This is a genomic window from Jannaschia sp. Os4, from assembly GCF_016820245.1.
GTDB lineage: Bacteria > Pseudomonadota > Alphaproteobacteria > Rhodobacterales > Rhodobacteraceae > Jannaschia.
Window position 1 is genome coordinate 346,380 of record NZ_JAFCAR010000001.1, and the last position, 14,698, is coordinate 361,077.

The following is a 14,698-nucleotide window of genomic DNA, read 5'->3' on the forward strand; positions in this document are numbered from 1 at the left end:
CTTCGGCCTCCCCCGAGGTATTTCCGCCAAGATGAGGGGGGCGGGGTCGCGCGCGGGCCGCGGGCGGTCGCGCGCCTCCCTTCCGGCGGGTCCGCGTCCGGCATAGGGTCGGCGCGACCGGAGGGCCTTCCATGCGCGACACACATGACGCCGTGATCACGTTCACGCTGGACGGCGAGGAGGTCTCCGCGCGCGCGGGCGAGACGATCTGGGAGGTGGCGCACGGGCGCGGCCTGCGGATCCCGCACCTCTGCCACAAGCCGAGCCCCGGCTACCGCCCCGACGGCAATTGCCGCGCGTGCATGGTGGAGGTGGAGGGCGAGCGGGTGCTGGCGGCGTCCTGCGTGCGCGAGCCCGTCGAGGGGATGGTGGTGCGGACCGCCACGGACCGGGCCGTGAAGGCCCGCGCGATGGTGGTGGAGATGCTGCTCGCCGACCAGCCGGAGCGGGAGGCGGCGCACGACCGCTCCTCCGACCTCTGGGCGCAGGCCGAGGCGCAGGGCGTGACCGAGAGCCGCCTGCCCACGCTGGAGGTCGAGCGCATCCCGCTCCTCGACGACAGCCACGTGGCGATGCGGGTGAACCTCGACGCCTGCATCCAGTGCGGGCTGTGCGTGCGGGCCTGCCGCGAGGTGCAGGTCAACGACGTGATCGGCATGGCCGGGCGGGGGCACGACGCCTACCCGGCCTTCGACTTCGACGATCCGATGGGCGAGTCGACCTGCGTGGCCTGCGGCGAGTGCGTGCAGGCCTGCCCGACCGGCGCGCTGATGGAGGCGTCGATGGTGGGCGCGGGCGAGGTGGGCGACAGCGCCGCCTACGACCGCGAGGAGGAGAGCGTCTGCCCGTTCTGCGGGGTGGGCTGCCAAGTCTCGCTGAAGGTCCGCGACGATGGCGACGGGCCGCGCGTGGTGAAGGTGGATGGCATCAATGGCCCCGCGAACGAGGGGCGGCTCTGCGTGAAGGGGCGGTTCGGGTTCGACTACATCCACCACCCCCACCGCCTGACCGTGCCGCTGATCCGGCGCGAGGACGCGCCCGCGAAGGGGCTGAACGTCGATCCCGGCGATCTGGCGACGCATTTCCGCGAGGCGACGTGGGAGGAGGCGCTGGACGCCGCCGCCGGGGGGCTGAAGGGCCGGGGGCGCGAGGTGGCGGGCTTCGGCTCGGCCAAGTGCACGAACGAGGAGGCCTACCTCTTCCAGAAGTTCATCCGGCAGGGGTTCGGCCACAACAACGTCGACCACTGCACCCGGCTCTGCCACGCCTCCTCGGTCGCCGCGCTGATCGAGAACGTCGGGTCGGGCGCGGTGACGGCCACGTTCAACGAGATCAAGAACGCCGACGTCGCCATCGTGATCGGCGCCAACCCGGTCGAGAACCACCCCGTCGCGGCCACCTACTTCAAGCAGTTCGCCAAGCGGGGCGGGAAGCTGATCGTCATGGACCCGCGGGGGCAGGCGCTCAAGCGGCACGCCACCCACATGCTGCAGTTCCGGCCCGGCGCGGACGTGGCGCTGCTCAACGCGATCATGCACGTGATCGTGGAGGAGGGGCTCTACGACCGGCAGTACATCGCCGCGATGACCGAGAACTGGGAGGCGCAGCGCGCCCACCTGTCGGGCTTCGCGCCCGAGACGGTGGAGGACCTGACCGGCATCAACGCGGCCACCGTGCGCGCCGTGGCGCGCGACTTCGCCAAGGCGCAGGCGGGGATGATCTTCTGGGGCATGGGCGTATCGCAGCACGTCCACGGCACCGACAACTCGCGCTGCCTGATCTCGCTGGCCCTCATGTGCGGGCACGTGGGCCGTCCGGGCACGGGGCTGCACCCGCTGCGCGGGCAGAACAACGTGCAGGGCGCGTCGGATGCGGGCCTGATCCCGATGTTCCTGCCGGACTACCAGAGCGTGACCGACGACGCGGTGCGCGCGGCCTTCACGGGGGTCTGGGGGTCGGAGGACTTCTCGGACGAGAAGGGGCTGACCGTCACCGAGATCATGGACGCGGTCCACGCGGGCGACATCCGCGCGATGTACATCCTCGGCGAGAACCCGGCCATGTCGGACCCCGACGTGGACAACGCGCGGGCGGCGTTGGCCGCGCTGGACCACCTCGTCGTGCAGGACATCTTCCTGACGGAGACGGCCAACTACGCCGACGTGATCCTGCCCGCCTCGGCGCTCTACGAGAAGACGGGCACCGTCTCGAACACCAACCGGACCGTGCAGATGGTGCGGCCCGCCGTGCCGCCGCCGGGCGAGGCGCGCGAGGATTGGGCGATCACGGTGGAGCTGGCGAAGCGCTGCGGGCTGGACTGGGGCTACATGCACCCGTCCGAGGTGTTCGCGGAGATGGCGGTCAACATGAGGTCGCTCGCCAACATCACGTGGGAGCGGCTGGAGCGCGAGCCCGTCACCTACCCGTCCCTGTCCCCCGAGGATCCCGGCCAGTCGGTCGTGTTCGGCGACGCCTTCCCGCGCCCCGAGGGCCGCGCGCGGTTCACGCCCGCGAGCGTGGTGCCGCCCAACGAGGTGCCGGACGCGGACTACCCGATGATCCTGACCACGGGGCGGCAGCTGGAGCACTGGCACACGGGCTCCATGACCCGCCGGGCGAGCGTGCTCGACGCCGTGGAGCCGGAGGCGAACTGCTCGCTCCACCCCTCCACGCTGCGGCGGCTGGGTGTCGACCCCGGCGGCCACGTCCGCCTGACCACCCGGCGCGGGTCGATCGAGGTAATGGCGCGGATGGACCGGGCGGTGGCGCCGGACATGGTGTTCCTGCCCTTCGCCTATGTCGAAGCGGCGGCGAACCTGCTGACGAACCCGGCGATCGACCCCTACGGGAAGATCCCGGAGTTCAAGTTCTCGGCGGTGAAGGTGGAGAGGGTCGAATGATGGGGTAAAACCCCATCCTACGGTCCTGGGGTAGGATGGGGTTTCACCCCATCACCCCGCCAACGCTTCGTTCACCACCTTCGCCAGTGCGTCCCACGTCGCGGGGTTCGCCGCGTTGAGCAGCCGCCCCTCCCGCATCGCAGGCGCGTAGTCCGTCCCGTCGAGTAGGGCCGACCGGCCCCCCGCCTCCTCCAGGATCAGCACGCCTGCCGCGTGGTCCCAGACGTTGAGCATTCCGTTGAGGCAGAACTGCGTGGCCCCGGTGGCGAGCGACCGATACTCGTGCAGGCTAGCTCCCAGCGAGGAGGTCCGGCGGAAGCGCGGGGCGAGGGCAGCGATGGCGGGGCGGTCCGCCTGCGGGTAGAGGTCGCCGTTGAGGTTGCCGCGCATCCGGTCGAGGGGCAGCGCCTCCTGCGGCAGGCGCAGGGGCCGGGCGGTGCCGCCCCGGACGAAGGACGCACCCCCGCCGCGATGCGCCACGATCCAGTCGTCGAAGGAGGGATCGTAGAGCAGGCCCCAGACCGTCGCGCCCGCCTCCACCACCGCGACGATGACGCCGAAGTTCGCGATCCCGTGGGCGAAGTTCCACGTCCCGTCGATCGGGTCGATCACCACGCAGCGGTCGGCATCGATGCAGCCCAGAACGGACCTGTCCGCCGCCACCGCCTCTTCCCCCAGCACGGCCGCGCCGGGCAGCAGGTCCGCCACGCGGGCGGTCAGGGCCGCCTCCGCCTCGCGGTCGGCCACGGTGACGAGGTCGTCGAAGGCGCGCTTGGCGTCGATCCCCCCGTCGGGGAGGTTGCGGAAGCGCGGCAGGATCGCCTCGGCCGCCACCGCGCGGACGGCGGCGATCAGGGCGTCGGACTGGTCTGGTGTGATGGGCATGGCGCCGCCTCTAGCGCAGCGTGACGCGCGCGTCGCGCCACAGTTCGGCGAGGCCCCTCAGGCCGCGTCCAGCCCCCTGCCCTTCAGCAGCGCCTCGACCCCCGGCATCCGGCCCCGGAAGCGGGTGTAGAGCACGTCGGCCTCCTCGGACCCGCCCGCCGAGAGGATGTTCGCCTCCAAGGCCTTGGCCGTCTCCGGGTCGAACGGATCGCCCGCCTCCTCGAAGGCGGCGAAGGCGTCGGCGTCCATCACCTCCGACCACATGTAGCTGTAGTAGCCCGAGGAGTAGCCGTCGCCCGCGAAGACGTGGGCGAAGTGCGGCGTGGCGTGCCGCATCCCCACGGCGCGGGGCATGCCCAACTGCTCCAGCACCTCGGCCTGCTTCTGCATCGGGTCGGCGGGGGCGGGGCCGTCGTGGAAGGCGAGGTCCACCAGCGCGCTGCCGATATACTCCACCGTCGCGTGGCCCATGTCGTAGGTGGAGGCGGCCAGCACCTTGTCGAGCAGGTCCTTGGGCATCGGGGTGCCGTCCGCGTCGGTGGCGAACTCGGCCAGCACCTCGGGCACCTCCAGCCAGTGCTCGTAGAGTTGGCTCGGCAGCTCCACGAAGTCGCGCGCCACGGAGGTGCCGCTGATCGACGGGTAGGTCACGTCCGACAGCATCTGGTGCAGCGCGTGGCCGAACTCGTGGAAGAGCGTGCGGGCATCGTCGTAGGAGAGCAGGGCGGGGTCTCCGGCGGCGAAGTTGCAGACGTTGACCACGATGGGCCGCTCGTCCGTCAGGCCCGACTGGGACCGCATGGCCGAGCACCACGCCCCCGACCGCTTGGACGGCCGCGCGAGGTAGTCGCCGAGGAAGACGGCGACGTGCCGCCCGTCGCGCGTCACCTCCCACGCCTTCACGTCCGGGTGGTAGGTGGGGACGTCGAGGGGCGCGAACTCCAGCCCGAACAGGCGGCCCGCGCAGGCGAAGGCCGCGTCGATCATCTGCGGCAGGCGGAGGTATCGCTTGATCTCGCCCTCGTCGAGGTCGTGCATCTCCTGCCGCCGCCGCTCGGAGTAGTAGCGCCAGTCCCACGGCTCCAGCGGGCCGATCACGCCGTCCTCGCGCGCCATGACGGCCAGCGCCTCGCCGTCGGCGCGGGCCGCGCGGCGGGCGGGGCGCCAGACCTCCATCAGCAGGTCGCGCACGGCCTCGGGGGTGCCGGCCATCTCGGTCTCGAGCTTGTAGTCGGCGAAGGTCTCGTGGCCGAGCAGCTTCGCCCGCTCCTCGCGGAGCTTGAGGATCTCGGCCGCGATCTCGCGGTTGTCCGTCTCGCCCCCGTTGGCGCCGCGCGCGGTCCACGCGGTATGGGCCTTCTCGCGCAGGGCGCGGTCGGGATGGAACTGCAGGAATGGGACGATCAGCGAGCGGTTCAGGGTGACCACCGCATGCGCGCGGTCGCGCTCCGCGCCCGCCGCGCGGGCGGCCTGCTGCACGAAGTCCGGGAGGGGGGCGAGCTGCTCGTCCGTGAGGTCCATGAACCAGTCCCGCTCGTCCGCCAGCAGGTTCTGCTGGAACCGCGTGCCCAGCGTGGCAAGGCGGGCCTTGATCGCGGTCAGCCGCTCGGCCTCCTCCCCTTCCAGCGCGGCGCCCGCGCGGACGAAGCCGCGATGGGTGAGCATCAGGACGCGCGCCTGCTCGTCGGTCAGGTCCAGCGTGTCGCGCCGCTCCCAGAGGTCGCGGATGCGGGCGAAGAGCTCGGTGTTGTTGGTGATCTCGGACGAGTAGGCCGACAGCTTCGGCGCCATGTCGCGCTGCAGCGCCTCGCGCGCCGGGTTCGAGTCGGCGGAGGCGAGGTTGTAGAACACGCCCGCCACTCGGTCGAGCGTGGCGTCCGCCCGCTCCAGCGCCTCGATCGTGTTGGCGAAGGTGGGGGGTTCCTCCGAGTCCGCGATGGCTTGGACGTTGGCGCGGCCCTCCGCCATGCCCCACTCCAAGGCCGGGCCGAAGTGGTCGTCCTCGATCCGGTCGAAGGGGGGCAGCGCGAAGGGGGTGTCCCAGTCGGCGAGCAAGGGGTTGGTCATGGCGGATCTCCTCTCCGTCGGACCTAGGGGGAGGTCCGGGGAGGCGCTAGGGTTCCCGTCGAACAGGGAGGCGCGAATGGGCTGGTCGATCCATCATGTGAACTTGGAGGCGAAGGACGTGCGGCGGGCGGCCGCCTTCTACGCGACGGTGCTGGGGATGGAGGAGCAGGCTTGGCGCTTCCCGGAGAGCCGCGGCTATCTCCCTGGCGAACCTGACAAGTTGGCGCTCCTCGGCGACGGGAGGGACGGGCATTCGGGGCTGCACCTGATCAAGGGCGACCCGGACTTCGCCGCGCGCAACGGGCTGGCCTTCAACCCTTCGGTGGGCGGGCACGTGGCGATCCGGGTGGACGACCTGGACGCGGTGATCGGGCGGCTCCGGGCCGCGGGAATCCCCCATTCGGTGACGGGGGAGTTCGCGATCCCGGGGCTGCGCCACGTCTACCTCGAGGATCCGGAGGGGAACCTCCTCGAGCTGAACGGGCCGGTGTAAGCCGCTGATCCGTCAGGGATAGGTCTGGCCGCGCGCGATGCGGTGGATGGTGCCGTCGCGCTTGACGGCGTGCCACAGGGCACCCGCGAGGTGGAGCGCGATCAGGCCGGCGAGGACGTAGGCGGCGACGCCGTGGGCCCAGCCGAGCCAGCCCTGCTTGAGCCAGAGCGCGGCCATGCCGAACAGCGGCATGGCGATCAGGATCGCGTAGAAGGCGTAGTGGACGGAGCGGGAAAGCAGTTTGATTACAGAGGGTTCCGTCTCGGGCGGCTTGGGGGCGCCGAGGCGGAGGCGAAGGACGAGGCGCCAGACCATCGCGGCGAGGATGGAGGCGCCGATGATGCCGTGCACCCACATGTGCCCCGAGGGCGGCAGAGTGCCGAAGTCGAGCGCGTAGGCGTAGGCGGCCTCCATCCCGGAACCCGTAAGGTATTGGAACGCAACGAGTCCCACGACCGTCCAGTGGGCCACGATCTGCCCGGTCGCATAGCGGCCGGGGGGGCGGGCGTGGGGGGTGTATGGGGTCGGCTCGATGGGGGCGGAGGCGGTCGTCATGGGTCTCTCCCTGTTCGCTGCACCTGCAACGTGGGGGCGAGTCGCCGGTTCCGTTCAGGATTCCTTCACCGTTCGTACGGAGCCTCGGCGGCCGTCTTCACGAAACGTACGGAGGTTTCACATGCCCAAGACCCCGCTCGACGGCCCCGCCCCGCGCCTGCCCGTCTCCGAGGCGCGCGAGCGCCTCGCCGATCTTTGCGCCCATGTCCGCGACGGGGAGGACGCGGTGGTGCTGACCCGGCACGGGCGGGCGGTGGCGGCGCTGGTCGGGATGGCGTGGCTGGACCGCTTCGCGCGGGTGGAGGAGCAGGACGCGGACGCGGCGGCGGGCTGGGTGCCGAACGGGCTGCGCCGCGACGGGGACCGCTACCTCAGCCCCAGCGAGGCGGCGGTGCGGCTGCGGCAGGTGCAGCTCGACCGCGCGGCGGAGCGGCGGCTCCTGGCGCGGGCGGGGCTGGAGCCGATCCCCGGCGGGGAGGTGGCCGCGCCCGTGGCGCGCGTGGAGGCAGAGGCGCCGCCGCCCGCCGCCCCGCCCGCGCCGCGGGCGCGCTGGTCGCCGTGGGCGTGGCGGCGCGGCTGAGCGGCCGTGGGCGGGACTCCGCAAAGGCGGCGGGCGGCGGGAACAACCGGAGGGAGAGGGGGTTGCGGCAGGGACACCAGCCCCAAGGAGCCCCCGATGACCCGCCTCAAGCTCGCCGCCCTCCTGCTCGCCCTGCCGCTCGTGGCCGGCTGCGTTCCCGCCGCCATCGGCGCCGGCGCCGCGATCACCGCCGACGAGACCGCCGAGAACAACGGCGGGAACCTGTTCTGATGGCCCGCCTGCTGCTCGTGCTGGGCCTCGTGCTCGGCCTCGCCGCCTGCGAGACGGCCGAAGGCTTCGTGGACGACGCGGAGAACCTCGGCGACGCGATCAACGGGTGAGCCCCGCGTGACGGAAGGAGGGGGCGGCCCGGCGGGCCGCCCCTTTCGCGTGGGGGCCGCGGGGCGCGGGCGAGGGCCCGCGGGGCGGCCTGGAAGGCGGGAGGGCGCGGACGCGTGGGCTTTCGCCCACCCTACAGGGGGACGTGGCCCTTCTTGTCGGAGGCGTCGACGGTGCCGCCGGTCAGGCCCTTGAGCGCGACGGCGAGGGCGGAGACGTCCTCCCACACCTCGCCCTCGTGCAGGTCGAGGCGGAGCAGGCGCAGGGACGGGTCGTCGCGCCCGCCCTCGAACCACGCGGCGGTCATGGGGGACCAGAGCGCGTCGATGGTCTGCGGGTCGTTCGGCATGGTGAGCGTGCCGGTGACGGAGGCCCAGAGGTCCTGCCCCTTGGCTTGGAAGGTCATGGTGGCGGTGCGGGCGTTGCCCGAGGCCAGCGCCTCGCCGAGGTCGGTGTCGGCGGCGGTGAAGAAGTGGACTGGACCGGCGCCGTCCTTGAGCAGCGCCGCCATCGGGCGCGGCGGGGCGCCGTCGGTGGCGAGCATGACGATGCGGTCGGAGGCGAGGTGGGACCAGAAGGCGGCGGCGAGGTCGTCTTGGGTGGACATGGGGGTGCTCCGGGTTGGGACGGCGGAGCAACGTCGAACATACGCCGAGGTTGCATAGGGCAGGCAGAACCTGCGCTAGCCAGCGGCTTAGTTGGTGGCTTCCAACTAGCCTATTTTTGCTACGCTACATCAACCAACCGATCGAGACAGTTACACAATAGCCAGTACGGCGGTTGCTATCAAACTACCGATGGCCCCTGTCGAGACGGTGTAGAACAGCGCCCGCGCAACTCTACCTTTTCTATTCAGAAGAGCGAGATGCCTATCTTTCATCCGCGCTGTGGAGTTGTTGATGGCAAGTATTTGAAACGAGCCAATCGGATAAATTCTCTTCTCAATATACGTCCGCACCATTCGTATAACGAGAGACATTGCTTGGTACGCGATGAGTATGTAAATAAATCCCTGTAAAGAGATTAGTTCGGGGAAAAGCCTAGAAATCCCTTCTTGATAGTTCGCAACGAGCAGAAGGATCCCCCAGGAAACGACTAGGAAGAACACCGATCCTGCCGAAACAGGATAAACTCCGTGGCCCCAATATATATTATCCTCTGCCAGCTTCGGGAACCAATCAGGACGTTGAGGTATATCGTATTCTTCCAGCTCTTCGTACCAACCCTTGACAACAACCTGCAAATTTCGCGCGACCATGTAATCAATATAGCTTAGGTAGATTCGCATAGCAGCGCCATATCGCTCGCGATATGTCGGGTTCCCAAAAACCGCATTTGACCCATCAGGCTGCAAGGTGAAGCCGTTTAGAACAACCCGAATATCGTAATTATTGTGCTCGCCCGTCCGAAAATTAGGAACTAAGAAGGAAAATCTGATGTTAATCTCCGAAACAAGTGACGTCCCCGAGAAATCATGCTGGAGAAACTCGTTCAATGAAGACAGCGAAATTTCTTCCGTCGCGCCAGAAGAGTCGAGAAACTCAACCTCAAAGGAAAAACTCGCCGCTTCCGGATTAAGGCTCTCGACCCATTGCCCCAATTTGTAGCATAGCTGCGCGATGTCGTCTCGCTCAATAACGACGCTTCGGCTCACCGAGGTGGTAAGATGTCGACCAGCGCCAGTGACTTCTTCGAACAGCGCTCTCATAACCGAAGCTGGCAGCTGGCCCGTCTCCGCAGTGTCTCCTTCGGCTGTCCTTACAACTGCTCGCCCGATGACCTTCGGCTCACTTGACATACCTAATATTTTTCAACCTCTGCCGTTTGAAGCGTTCTGGCCGAGAACAGAGTAGTGAATAAACTGCTTCGGCCACGAGCGATGTAGAACCCGCTGCTTGTAGGATCCCACCCCTGAAATGTAGCACCACCCCCCATCAGATCTGCGTCCATATCAGTCGGAGCAGACCAATTGGTTCCCCGTCTAACTCGAGCGCAAACTGCGATGATAGTCACCCATCCATCTTGAGCGCCTCGACGAAGGCGCTTTGGGGGATTTCGACCCTCCCAAACTGCCGCATCTTCTTCTTGCCCGCCTTCTGCTTATCAAGAAGCTTCTTCTTCCGCGACACGTCCCCGCCGTAGCACTTGGCGGTGACGTCCTTGCGCATGGCGGACAGGGTCTCGCGGGCGACGACCTTGCCGCCGATGGCGGCTTGGATCGGGATCTTGAACATGTGGCGGGGGATCAGCTCCTTGAGCTTCTCGCACATGGCGCGGCCGCGCTGCTCGGCCCGGTCGCGGTGGACCATCATCGAGAGCGCGTCGACCGGCTCCTCGTTCACGAGCACCTGCATCTTGACGAGCGCGTCCTCGCGGTAGCCGATCAGCTGGTAGTCGAAGGAGGCGTAGCCCTTGGTCACCGACTTGAGCCGGTCGTAGAAGTCGAACACCACCTCGTTGAGCGGCAGGTCGTAGACCACCATCGCGCGGGGGCCGGCATAGGTGAGGTCCATCTGGATGCCGCGCCGGTCCTGGCACAGCTTGAGGACGTCGCCGAGGTAGTCGTCGGGCACGAGGATGGTCGCCTTGATGCGCGGCTCCTCGATGTGGTCGACGTGCGTGAGGTCGGGCATGTCGGCGGGGTTGTGCAGCTCCGTCACCGTGCCGTCGCGCATGTGGACGTGGTAGACCACGCTGGGCGCGGTGGTGATGAGGTCGATGTCGTACTCGCGCTCGAGGCGGTCGCGGATGACCTCGAGGTGGAGCAGGCCGAGGAAGCCGCAGCGGAAGCCGAAGCCCAGCGCGGCGGAGGACTCGACCTCGTGGGAGAAGGAGGCGTCGTTGAGGGCGAGCTTCTCGATTGCGTCGCGCAGGTCCTCGTATTGGGCGGAATCGACGGGGAAGAGGCCGCAGAAGACGACCGGCTGGGAGGGCTTGAAGCCCGGGAGCGGCGTGTCGGCGCCCTTCTTCTCGTGGGTGATGGTGTCGCCCACGCGGGTGTCGCGGACCTGCTTGATGGAGGCGGTGAGGAAGCCGATCTCGCCCGGCCCCAGCTCGTCCAAGGGCTGCATGGCGGGGCGGAACACGCCGAGGCGGTCGATCTGGTGGACGGTGCCGTTCGACATGAACTTGACGCGGTCGCCCTTGCGGATGCGCCCGTCGATGACGCGGATCAGGACGATGACGCCGAGATAGGCGTCGTACCACGAGTCCACGAGCATGGCCTTGAGCGGCGCCTCGGCGTCGCCCTTGGGGGCGGGGAGGTGGTCGACGATGGCCTGCAGCGTCTCGCGGATGCCCTGCCCCGTCTTGGCGGAGACGAGGAGCGCGTTCGAGGCGTCGAGGCCGATCACGTCCTCGATCTGCTCGGCCACGCGCTCGGGCTCGGAGGCGGGGAGGTCGATCTTGTTGAGGACGGGGACGATCTCGTGGTCGGCGTCGATGGCTTGGTAGACGTTGGCCAGCGTCTGCGCCTCGACGCCCTGCGTGCTGTCCACGACGAGGAGCGAGCCCTCGACGGCGCGCATGGAGCGCGAGACCTCGTAGGCGAAGTCGACGTGGCCGGGCGTGTCGATGAGGTTGAGGACGTAGGTGTTCCCGTCCTCCGCCTTGTAGTCGATGCGGACGGTGTTGGCCTTGATCGTGATGCCGCGCTCGCGCTCGATGTCCATGGAGTCGAGCAGCTGCTCCTTCATGTCGCGGGCGGCCACGGTCTCCGTCTCTTGGATGAGGCGGTCGGCCAGCGTGCTCTTGCCGTGGTCGATATGGGCCACGATCGAGAAGTTGCGGATGCGGGAGAGGTCGGTCATGGCGGCCTGCTGGAATGGGTCCGGTCGCAGATATGGCACGCGCGCCCGCTGGGAAAGGGCGCGCGGCGCGGGCGCGCATGGACGCAGCGCCGCACCCGTGGCATCCCACCCGCCGAGACCCGGAACGGGCGAGAGGAGAGCGGTGATGAGATCCTTCCTGATCGGAGCGGCCTTGGCCGTGGGCGTGGCGGGCTGCGGCGGCGGCGGCGGGGGCGACCGGGGACCGGTGCGCGCCTACGCGGAGGGGCCGATCCGCTCGGCGTGCCTCGGCCAGGACCGGCGGGCGGCGACGAGCGCGCTGTGCGGCTGCGTCCAGGCGGCGGCGGACCGGACGCTCAGCGCGGGCGACCAGCGGCGCTCCCTGCCCTTCTACCGCGACCCGCACCGCGCGCAGGAGGTCCGGCAGTCGGACCGCGCGCGCGACGAGGCCTTCTGGACCCGCTACAAGCAGTTCGTCGACACCGCCGAGCGGATGTGTGCGTAGGCTCGCGGCCCTCCTGCTGATCGCGGCGGCGCCGGTCGCCGCGCAGGAGCGGCTGCTGGCCGCGCCGCCGCCGGGCTGGACGGTCTCGGCCGTGGCGCCCGACCCGGAGGGCGGGTCGCTGGCCGTCCTGCTGCCCGGCGACGGGGACGGGGCGGGGCGCCTGATCGTGCGGTCGCTGGACCGCGACGAGGGGGCGGCGGCCTATCTGGCGGCGCTCGCGGAGAGGCTGGGGGCGGCCTGCCCGGCGGGCACGGTCCTGCCCTTCGGCGGGGCGACGGGGGCGCTGCACCTGACGACCTGCGACGACCCCGAGGCGGTGACGCTAAGCCGGGCGATCCGGGGCGACCGCCTCCACGTGCTGAGCCGGGTGTGGGACGCCCCGCCGGCCGAGGGCGAGGTGCGGGCGTGGACCCGGTGGATGGAGGCCGCGCTGGCCTGCGGCGGGGCGCGGACGGCGGCGTGCCCCGCGCCGATGGCGGACTAGGCGGTCAGGCCACCGCGCCGCCGCGCATCATCGCCCGGTGCAGGGCGATGGAGGGCAGGAAGAGCAGGGCGAAGCCGAAGGCGAAGAAGGCCGCGATCATCGCGGGGATCCAGAGGACCGACAGCACGAGGCCCACGGCCCCCGCGACCCACGCCGCGCGGCGGCGGTCCAGCACGCGCAGGAGGCCGAGATGGAGCAGCTTGCCGCCGTCGAGCGGCTGCACCGGGACGAGGTTGAGGCCGAACAGGAAGAGGTTGATCCACGCCGCCTGCTCGAGGAGCGTGGCGGTCGTGGCCCAGCCGCCCGGATAGATCGCGGCGGCCATGTACCGCCCGTCGATCCAGCCGACCGCGAGCCCGCAGATCGCCCAGAGCGCGAGGTTGGTGAGCGGGCCCATCGCGACGACGAGCTCGCGCTCGCGGGGGGTGGCGCGGGGGTCGCCCACGCAGAACCCGCCGCCGCCCCACAGGACGACCCGCTCGACCCGGAGGCCCTGCACCCGGTTGCCCCACGCGTGGCCCAGTTCGTGCAGGAGGATCGAGACGGCGACGATCCCGAAGAAGGCCACGGACCCCATCGAGGGGTCGAAGCCGACGAGGAGCAGGGCCAGCAGGCCGAAGGACGGCGCGATCTGGATCGGCACGCCCCACGGGCCGGGCAGGGTCAGGATCGGGGTCTCGTCTTGGTCGATCATGGGGCGGCTCCCGCGTCTGTCGGCGCCTTCCTGCCCGGCGGGTGCGGCGGGGTTGGGGCGCGGGCCGGGCCGGGATCGGACCCGCGCGTCACGCCTCGGGGACGGGATAGCGGGCCGACAGGCCCGCCACGGCCGCGTCGATGGCCGCGAGCGCGGTGGTGTAGTCGCCGGTGTCGTAGGGATCCGCGATGTCGCGCTCGCCCAACCCCGCCGCCGCGCTGAGGAGGCGGACGTGCGGCGGGCGCATCAGGCCGGGGCGCAGCCCGTCGAGGTCGCGCAGGTTGCGCGCCTCCAAGGCGAGGACGAGGTCGTAGCGGTCGAAGTCGTTGGAGCGGAACTGCCGGGCGCGCGAGGGCGCGGGGTCGAGGTCGCGGGCCTTCAGCCGCGTCGCCATGCGCGGGTCCACCGGCGCGCCGACGTGGCGGACGGCGGTGCCTGCGTGGTCCGTGGTCCAGTCGGGGCGAAGCGCCTTGGCGAGATGGGCGGCGGCGGGCGAGCGGCACGTGCTTCCGACGCAGACGAACAGGATGCGCATGACGGGTCCCCCTCCGGTCCGGTCGCGCCTCCGTCGGGCGACGGACCGGCTCGTGATCTTATCGAGGGGGGGTCCGGCGCCGGAAGCGGGCCGGGGACATTCCGTGACGTCAATGGCCGCCGGGCCACCCGCGGCTCGGCATGTCGGCCACGCCGGCGGGGGTCGTGCGTGGGGGGCGGGGGTCGTGCGTGGGGCGGATCAGGGGCGGGCGCCGAAGATCGCGCTGCCGACGCGGACATGGGTGGCGCCGAAGGCGACGGCCTGCTCGAAGTCGGCGGACATGCCCATCGACAGGCCGGTCAGGCCATTGCGCGCGGCCATCTTCGCCAGCAGCGCGAAGTGGAGGGCGGGGGCCTCGTCGGCGGGCGGGATGCACATCAGCCCCGCGACGGGCAGGTCCATGGCGCGCATCCCGCGGACGGCCTCGTCGACCGCGCCGGGGGCGAGGCCCGCCTTCTGCGGCTCCTCTCCGGTGTTGACCTGCACGAAGACCTTCGGCGCGCGCCCCTCCTGCTGGGCGATGTCGGCGATGCGCGCGGCGAGCTTGAGGCCGTCGACGGAGTGGATCGCGTCGAAGAGCCGGACCGCCGCGCGGACCTTGTTGGACTGGAGCGGGCCGAGGAGGTGGAGGTCGACGCCCGCGTGGGCGTCCTTCCATGCGGGCCACTTGCCCTGCGCCTCCTGCACGCGGTTCTCGCCGAAGGCGCGGTGCCCGGCGGCGAGCACGGCCTCGACCCGCTCGGGGGGCTGCATCTTGGAGACGGCGATGAGCGTCACCTCGCCGGGGGCGCGCCCGGCGCTCTCGCAGGCGGCGTGGAGGCGGGCGGTGATGGCGGGCAGGGTCATGGGCGGCGGTGTGCCAAACGAGACGGA

General features: G+C 70.3%; 15 protein-coding genes. 6 read left to right on the top strand and 9 right to left on the bottom strand.

All coding sequences use genetic code 11. From position 1 onward, the window contains the following. The first annotated feature begins 131 nt into the window (after positions 1-131). Complete coding sequence (fdhF, locus tag JQC91_RS01820) at positions 132-2,900, top strand: formate dehydrogenase subunit alpha (RefSeq protein WP_203285061.1); 2,769 nt, start codon at positions 132-134, stop codon at positions 2,898-2,900. 51 nt (positions 2,901-2,951) lie between these two features. On the opposite strand, the gene JQC91_RS01825 is transcribed toward fdhF, so the two are convergent. Both JQC91_RS01825 and JQC91_RS01830 read right to left on the bottom strand, forming a co-directional pair. Next, positions 2,952-3,785 carry an inositol monophosphatase gene (locus JQC91_RS01825; protein ID WP_203285062.1) on the bottom strand — a complete coding sequence of 278 codons (834 nt, stop codon included), beginning with the start codon at positions 3,783-3,785 and terminating at the stop codon, positions 2,952-2,954. A gap of 57 nt (positions 3,786-3,842) precedes the next feature. After that, the gene (locus JQC91_RS01830; RefSeq protein ID WP_203285063.1) at positions 3,843-5,852 is read right to left on the bottom strand and encodes a M3 family metallopeptidase; all 2,010 of its coding nucleotides are present in this window, start codon (positions 5,850-5,852) and stop codon (positions 3,843-3,845) included. 76 nt (positions 5,853-5,928) lie between these two features. Between JQC91_RS01830 and JQC91_RS01835 the strand changes: the two genes are divergently transcribed. After that, positions 5,929-6,345, top strand: a complete 417-nt coding sequence (locus JQC91_RS01835) for a VOC family protein (protein ID WP_203285064.1) — start codon at positions 5,929-5,931, stop codon at positions 6,343-6,345. A gap of 12 nt (positions 6,346-6,357) precedes the next feature. Here the strand turns inward: JQC91_RS01835 and JQC91_RS01840 are convergent, their stop codons facing one another. Continuing rightward, complete coding sequence (locus JQC91_RS01840) at positions 6,358-6,900, bottom strand: cytochrome b/b6 domain-containing protein (RefSeq protein ID WP_203285065.1); 543 nt, start codon at positions 6,898-6,900, stop codon at positions 6,358-6,360. Between the two features lie 121 nt (positions 6,901-7,021). Here JQC91_RS01840 and JQC91_RS01845 point away from each other — a divergent pair, with 121 nt between their 5' ends. Beyond that, positions 7,022-7,480, top strand: a complete 459-nt coding sequence (locus JQC91_RS01845; protein WP_203285066.1) for a type II toxin-antitoxin system Phd/YefM family antitoxin — start codon at positions 7,022-7,024, stop codon at positions 7,478-7,480. A gap of 96 nt (positions 7,481-7,576) precedes the next feature. After that, a complete protein-coding gene (locus JQC91_RS18085; RefSeq protein ID WP_275296964.1) occupies positions 7,577-7,711 on the top strand; it encodes a hypothetical protein in 135 nt (44 codons plus the stop codon). Positions 7,712-7,952: 241 nt separating this feature from the next. Here JQC91_RS18085 and JQC91_RS01850 read toward each other — a convergent pair whose 3' ends face one another. From JQC91_RS01850 to lepA, 3 genes are all read right to left on the bottom strand, one after another. Beyond that, positions 7,953-8,426, bottom strand: a complete 474-nt coding sequence (locus JQC91_RS01850; RefSeq protein WP_203285067.1) for a pyridoxamine 5'-phosphate oxidase family protein — start codon at positions 8,424-8,426, stop codon at positions 7,953-7,955. Between the two features lie 150 nt (positions 8,427-8,576). Beyond that, positions 8,577-9,527, bottom strand: coding sequence for a hypothetical protein (locus JQC91_RS01855; RefSeq protein WP_203285068.1), 951 nt, complete (start codon positions 9,525-9,527; stop codon positions 8,577-8,579). A gap of 301 nt (positions 9,528-9,828) precedes the next feature. Then, positions 9,829-11,628, bottom strand: coding sequence for a translation elongation factor 4 (gene lepA, locus JQC91_RS01860; RefSeq protein WP_203285069.1), 1,800 nt, complete (start codon positions 11,626-11,628; stop codon positions 9,829-9,831). Positions 11,629-11,773: 145 nt separating this feature from the next. On the opposite strand from lepA, the gene JQC91_RS01865 reads away from it, so the two are divergent. Together JQC91_RS01865 and JQC91_RS01870 are read left to right on the top strand one after the other, a co-directional pair. Beyond that, complete coding sequence (locus tag JQC91_RS01865; protein ID WP_203285070.1) at positions 11,774-12,112, top strand: hypothetical protein; 339 nt, start codon at positions 11,774-11,776, stop codon at positions 12,110-12,112. Continuing rightward, entirely contained in the window at positions 12,105-12,596 is a 492-nt protein-coding gene (locus tag JQC91_RS01870; protein ID WP_203285071.1) for a hypothetical protein, read from the top strand. Before JQC91_RS01865 ends, JQC91_RS01870 begins: the two co-directional genes overlap by 8 nt. Before the next feature lie 4 nt (positions 12,597-12,600). On the opposite strand, the gene JQC91_RS01875 is transcribed toward JQC91_RS01870, so the two are convergent. The 3 genes from JQC91_RS01875 to JQC91_RS01885 form a co-directional block, all read right to left on the bottom strand. After that, positions 12,601-13,290, bottom strand: coding sequence for a site-2 protease family protein (locus tag JQC91_RS01875; protein ID WP_203285072.1), 690 nt, complete (start codon positions 13,288-13,290; stop codon positions 12,601-12,603). Positions 13,291-13,378: 88 nt separating this feature from the next. Continuing rightward, positions 13,379-13,825, bottom strand: a complete 447-nt coding sequence (locus JQC91_RS01880; protein WP_203285073.1) for a low molecular weight phosphotyrosine protein phosphatase — start codon at positions 13,823-13,825, stop codon at positions 13,379-13,381. A gap of 198 nt (positions 13,826-14,023) precedes the next feature. Next, entirely contained in the window at positions 14,024-14,671 is a 648-nt protein-coding gene (locus tag JQC91_RS01885) for a YggS family pyridoxal phosphate-dependent enzyme (RefSeq protein ID WP_203285074.1), read from the bottom strand. Positions 14,672-14,698: the final 27 nt, after the last annotated feature.